Consider the following 4315-nt stretch of genomic DNA (forward strand, 5'->3'; position numbering starts at 1 on the left):
TTTCAGGAAGCGATCGACTCGACCTTCGGTATCGATGATCTTCTGCGTCCCAGTATAAAAGGGATGATTGCCAGACCAAACATCAACGCGGAGTTCTGGTTTGGTCGAACCAACAGTCATCACAACTTCGCCGTTGCAATAGACTTTGGCGTCTGGGTACCAGGTAGGATGAATATCAGCTTTTGCCATGAGTCGAGTTAGGAGTTGGGAGTAGGTAGTTGAGAGTGGGTAGTTGGGAGTTGGGAGTGAATAGTTTTAATGCTGTCAACTGAGCGCAACGCGCTCTACTAACAACTCCCAACTCCCAACTCCCAACTCCGAACTGATTAACGTTTCGAGTATTGAGGAGCTTTACGGGCTTTGTGCAGACCGTATTTTTTACGCTCGACACAACGGGGGTCGCGAGTGAGATAACCTTCAACTTTAAGGGGTTTGCGGTTATTGGGGTCGAGTTCGCACAGTGCGCGAGCTACACCGAGTTTCACAGCATCGGATTGTCCGGTCAAACCGCCGCCATGGGCGTTGACGAGGATATCATACTCGCCTTCTAGACCGAGTGTTTCCAAGGGCGATCTCGCTGCGGAGACGTAGCCACTTTGAAAGTTAAAATAGTCTTCGCCAGTTCTGCCGTTGACTACTAGTTTACCAGTACCAGGGACGAGACGAACTCGCGCGATCGACGATTTCCGACGACCTGTACCCCAGTAGACTGCGCGGGTATTTGCTTCCATGATTATGCTCCAGGAGTAGTATTAACATTCAAGACTTCAGGCTTTTGCGCCGAATGAGGATGCTGGGTACCTGCGTAGACATTCATCTTGGTAAACAGATGTTTGCCCATCGAATTTTTTGGTAACATGCCTTTGACAGCTTGTTCGACGATCCGTTCGGGAATCCGTACTTGCAATTTAGCAAAGACTTCAGTTTTCATCCCACCAGGACGACCGGAGTGTCTTCTGTAGACTTTCTGAGTGCTTTTTTTACCTGTCACGACGACTTTCTCAGCATTGATCACGATCACAAAATCGCCAGTATCGATGTGAGGGGTAAAAGTCGGCTTATTTTTGCCGCGCAAAATCATCGCAATCTGGCTGGCGAGGCGTCCGAGCCGTTGGTCGGCAGCATCGATGATGTACCACTTGGCATCAGCCGTATTATTAGTTGGCGGTAAGTAGGTTTTTTCCACGTTCTTATATGAGTTGTAGGTTGGGTTTCAGTTCGGCTTACTTTGGCTCAATCTAACTGTAAGGTGAAACCCAACATTGAAGATCGAGTAGAGCTATAAATAAGACTAAGTTTTTGGCAAGAGAAATTGCGGCTGGGTATCGTACCAAATCGACTCAGGGAAAGGAAAATCTGGATATCCAACCCTTAGCAGACACAGACCTTTAGCTGGTGCGGAATGCCTAACGAGCGATCGTTGTTCGGTTTGCCAGATGTGGGTAAATTCGGCAACTGATAAATCGCCATTTCCCACTTGAACTAGCAGCCCTACTAGCAGTCGTACCATGCCATACAAAAATCCATTGGCTTGGATTTCGATCTGAATGAAGTCCCCTAATCGATCGCAGCAGATATCTTGAATCTCCACCCAGGAGTGCGATCGACCCGAATCAGTCCGATGAAAGGCAGCCAGATGATGGGTGCCGAGCAATGGCGCTACAGCGGCTTGAATTCGCTCTACAATCAAAGGCTCTTGATAGTAATGCCAAGTATAGGGACGAACGAACAAGTTAGGTTGTTTGGCCGTATAAATGGTGTACCGATACCGACGATAAAGAGCTGAAAACCGAGCGTGCCAATCATCAGCAACAGCGGTGGAAGCACGGATGACGATATCATCAGGCAACCGCATATTGAGGACTGCTGCCCAGCGGGTTGCCGGAATCACACTGGGGTTATCGAAATGGGCGACTTGTGCCGCCGCATGAACGCCGCTGTCGGTACGTCCCGCACCATAGATGTTAACGGGTTGACCGAGTACTGCGGCGATCGCCTGTTCTATTTCAGACTGCACCGCCCTACCGTTAAGTTGCTTTTGCCAGCCACACAGATTGCTACCTGTGTATTGAATGACTAGAGCCACCCGCTCGGTACTGTTAGTTATGAGTTTGTGGTTTTTAGCAGCCATTGAATCACAAATAACAGGTGGCGGTACATTGGCGCTACATCATTTCAATAATTGCCATTTCTGCATTGTCGCCCCGACGCGGTACCGTGCGGACGACGCGAGTGTAACCACCCTGTCTATTGCCGTAGCGTTCGGGAGCTTCGGCAAATAAGTTATGCACTAAATCTTTGTCGTAGATATATCCCATAGCCTGACGGCGAGCTGCAAGAGTCCCCGATTTGGCTAATGTCACCATCTTCTCGACTGCTGGGCGCATTGCTTTGGCTTTGACGAGAGTTGTCGTGATCCGACCGTGGCGGATCAGTTCGGTAGTCAAAGACCGTAGCATTGCTTTGCGCTGGTCGGCTGGTCTACCCAGCATTGCCACGCGACAGCGATGACGCATTTTTTTTCTCCTGTGTTTTACTAATCATCGAGCTACTTGAGCAGCTACTGATGCTTGACAATCGAGTTACTCTGAATGGCAACTCGATGATGCTGTGACGATCGAGCTACCTTGAATGATAGTTCTATGGTGTTGCTACGATCGAGTTACTTTTTACTGCTGTGACGATCGAGCTATCCTTCAAAGTAACTCTTTGATGCTGTGACGATCGAGATATCTCGAACAATAACTACCGCATCTTGATGCTGTTACGATCAAACTCCCTTGGGGTCTTGCGATACAGTAGTTAGCGATTTGGTCGGGTTCGTGATGATAACAGATATTATCAATGCCACTAATCGATCGCGAGTACTGCGCCCCGATCTACTCAGACTTTCACTGATTTATCGTGGGGGAGTTTGATCCCCAGTCGCTTTTCGAGAGCTTCGATAACCTCCTCAGCGGACTTGAGACCGAAGTTCTTAATTTCTAAGAGATCTTCTTGGGTGTAACCCATCAAATCGGAAACAGAATTAATCTGTGCCCGTTTGAGACAGTTGTAGGCTCTGACGGAGAGATTCAACTCTTCGATCGGAATCTGATTAGAAGGATCTTCTTCATCGGCATATTCTGGTTGGAAAGATTCCAAGCTGATGTCCTTGAGGGGATTGAGGAGATCGACCAAAATTTTGGCGGATTCGCTCAATGCTTCTTGAGGAGTCAGACTCCCATTTGTCCAGATTTCTAGAATTAACCTGTCTTTTTCAACTGCGCCATCGATTCGCACATCTTCGGTAGTGTAATTAACCTGAGTAACAGGCATAAATACAGCGTCGATTTGGAGCATGTCCATTGCTAGCCCATGTTCGCGGAATTTGTCTACCGATCGATAGCCCTTGCCACGTTCGATCCGAAATTCCATCTCCAACTTCCCACCAGCAGCGACCGTAGCCACATATTGGTTGGGATCGACAACTTCTACTTCTGAAGGTAGTTCAAAATCAGCAGTTGTAACTTCCGCTGGCCCAGTTACATTCAATCGACCGATTTGCGGTTGAGATGTGTAACTTTTGAGCTTGACTTCTTTCATGTTCAGCAGAAGTTCTAGAACATCCTGACGAACACCAACTAAGCTAGCAAACTCATGGTTGACCGTACCTGGCTTGACACCAGCTTTTTCATCCTTAATTAGTCCGGCTACTCGTACCGCAGTAATGCATGTCCCTTCTAAGTTGGACAATAATACCCGTCGAAGTGAGTTGCCGATTGTTACACCTTGACCTCGATCGAGAGGCTCCAGGATAAACTTACTATATTGACTTTGATTTGACTCGGTCTTAGACTCGACACACTCGATCTGAAACTGCGCCACAGAGTGACCTCCCTACCCAGTTTGTACTTACATTTAAACTCTTCGGATCTGGCTATGGAGCCAAATCATCTCTTTCTAACCTAACGACCCACAATTCACGATCGCCGAATTTGGCAAATGCCAACATCGATCGTCCGAACTATAAATAATTAACCTAAACTCTCCGCCGTTTTGGTGGACGGCATCCATTGTGAGGAATTGGAGTAACGTCGCGAATTAGGGTAATTTCTATCCCTGCACCTTGGAGGGCACGAATCGCTGTCTCACGACCCGCACCAGGCCCACTGACCATTACTTCAAGCTGGCGCATCCCCTGATCCATTGCCCGCTTGCCAGCACTTTCAGCGGCTGTTTGAGCGGCAAAGGGGGTACCTTTTTTCGCGCCTTTGAATCCACTAGAGCCACTTGATGCCCAGGAAATTACATCCCCATTAGCATCAGATATAGT

General features: G+C 48.1%; 7 protein-coding genes. All 7 read right to left on the minus strand.

Going from position 1 to position 4315, the window contains the following annotated elements:
- A partial coding sequence (gene rpmE / locus RMO52_RS04735; protein WP_310411369.1) for a 50S ribosomal protein L31 occupies positions 1–189 on the minus strand: 189 nt, incomplete at its 3' end.
- 137 nt (positions 190–326) lie between these two features.
- Positions 327–731 (minus strand): 30S ribosomal protein S9, encoded by a 405-nt coding sequence (rpsI, locus tag RMO52_RS04740; RefSeq protein WP_309738374.1) that lies wholly within the window; start codon positions 729–731, stop codon positions 327–329.
- A gap of 2 nt (positions 732–733) precedes the next feature.
- Entirely contained in the window at positions 734–1186 is a 453-nt protein-coding gene (rplM, locus tag RMO52_RS04745; RefSeq protein ID WP_310411374.1) for a 50S ribosomal protein L13, read from the minus strand.
- 105 nt (positions 1187–1291) lie between these two features.
- Positions 1292–2131 carry a tRNA pseudouridine(38-40) synthase TruA gene (gene truA, locus RMO52_RS04750; RefSeq protein ID WP_309738372.1) on the minus strand — a complete coding sequence of 280 codons (840 nt, stop codon included), beginning with the start codon at positions 2129–2131 and terminating at the stop codon, positions 1292–1294.
- A 34-nt stretch (positions 2132–2165) separates the two neighbouring features.
- Positions 2166–2516 (minus strand): 50S ribosomal protein L17, encoded by a 351-nt coding sequence (rplQ, locus tag RMO52_RS04755; protein ID WP_309738370.1) that lies wholly within the window; start codon positions 2514–2516, stop codon positions 2166–2168.
- A gap of 367 nt (positions 2517–2883) precedes the next feature.
- Positions 2884–3867, minus strand: a complete 984-nt coding sequence (locus tag RMO52_RS04760) for a DNA-directed RNA polymerase subunit alpha (protein ID WP_310411379.1) — start codon at positions 3865–3867, stop codon at positions 2884–2886.
- A 154-nt stretch (positions 3868–4021) separates the two neighbouring features.
- Positions 4022–4315, minus strand: a 294-nt coding sequence (gene rpsK, locus RMO52_RS04765; protein WP_310411382.1) for a 30S ribosomal protein S11, incomplete at its 5' end; no start/stop codon positions are given.

Source organism: Chamaesiphon sp. OTE_8_metabat_110, from assembly GCF_031382685.1.
Classification (GTDB): domain Bacteria; phylum Cyanobacteriota; class Cyanobacteriia; order Cyanobacteriales; family Chamaesiphonaceae; genus Chamaesiphon.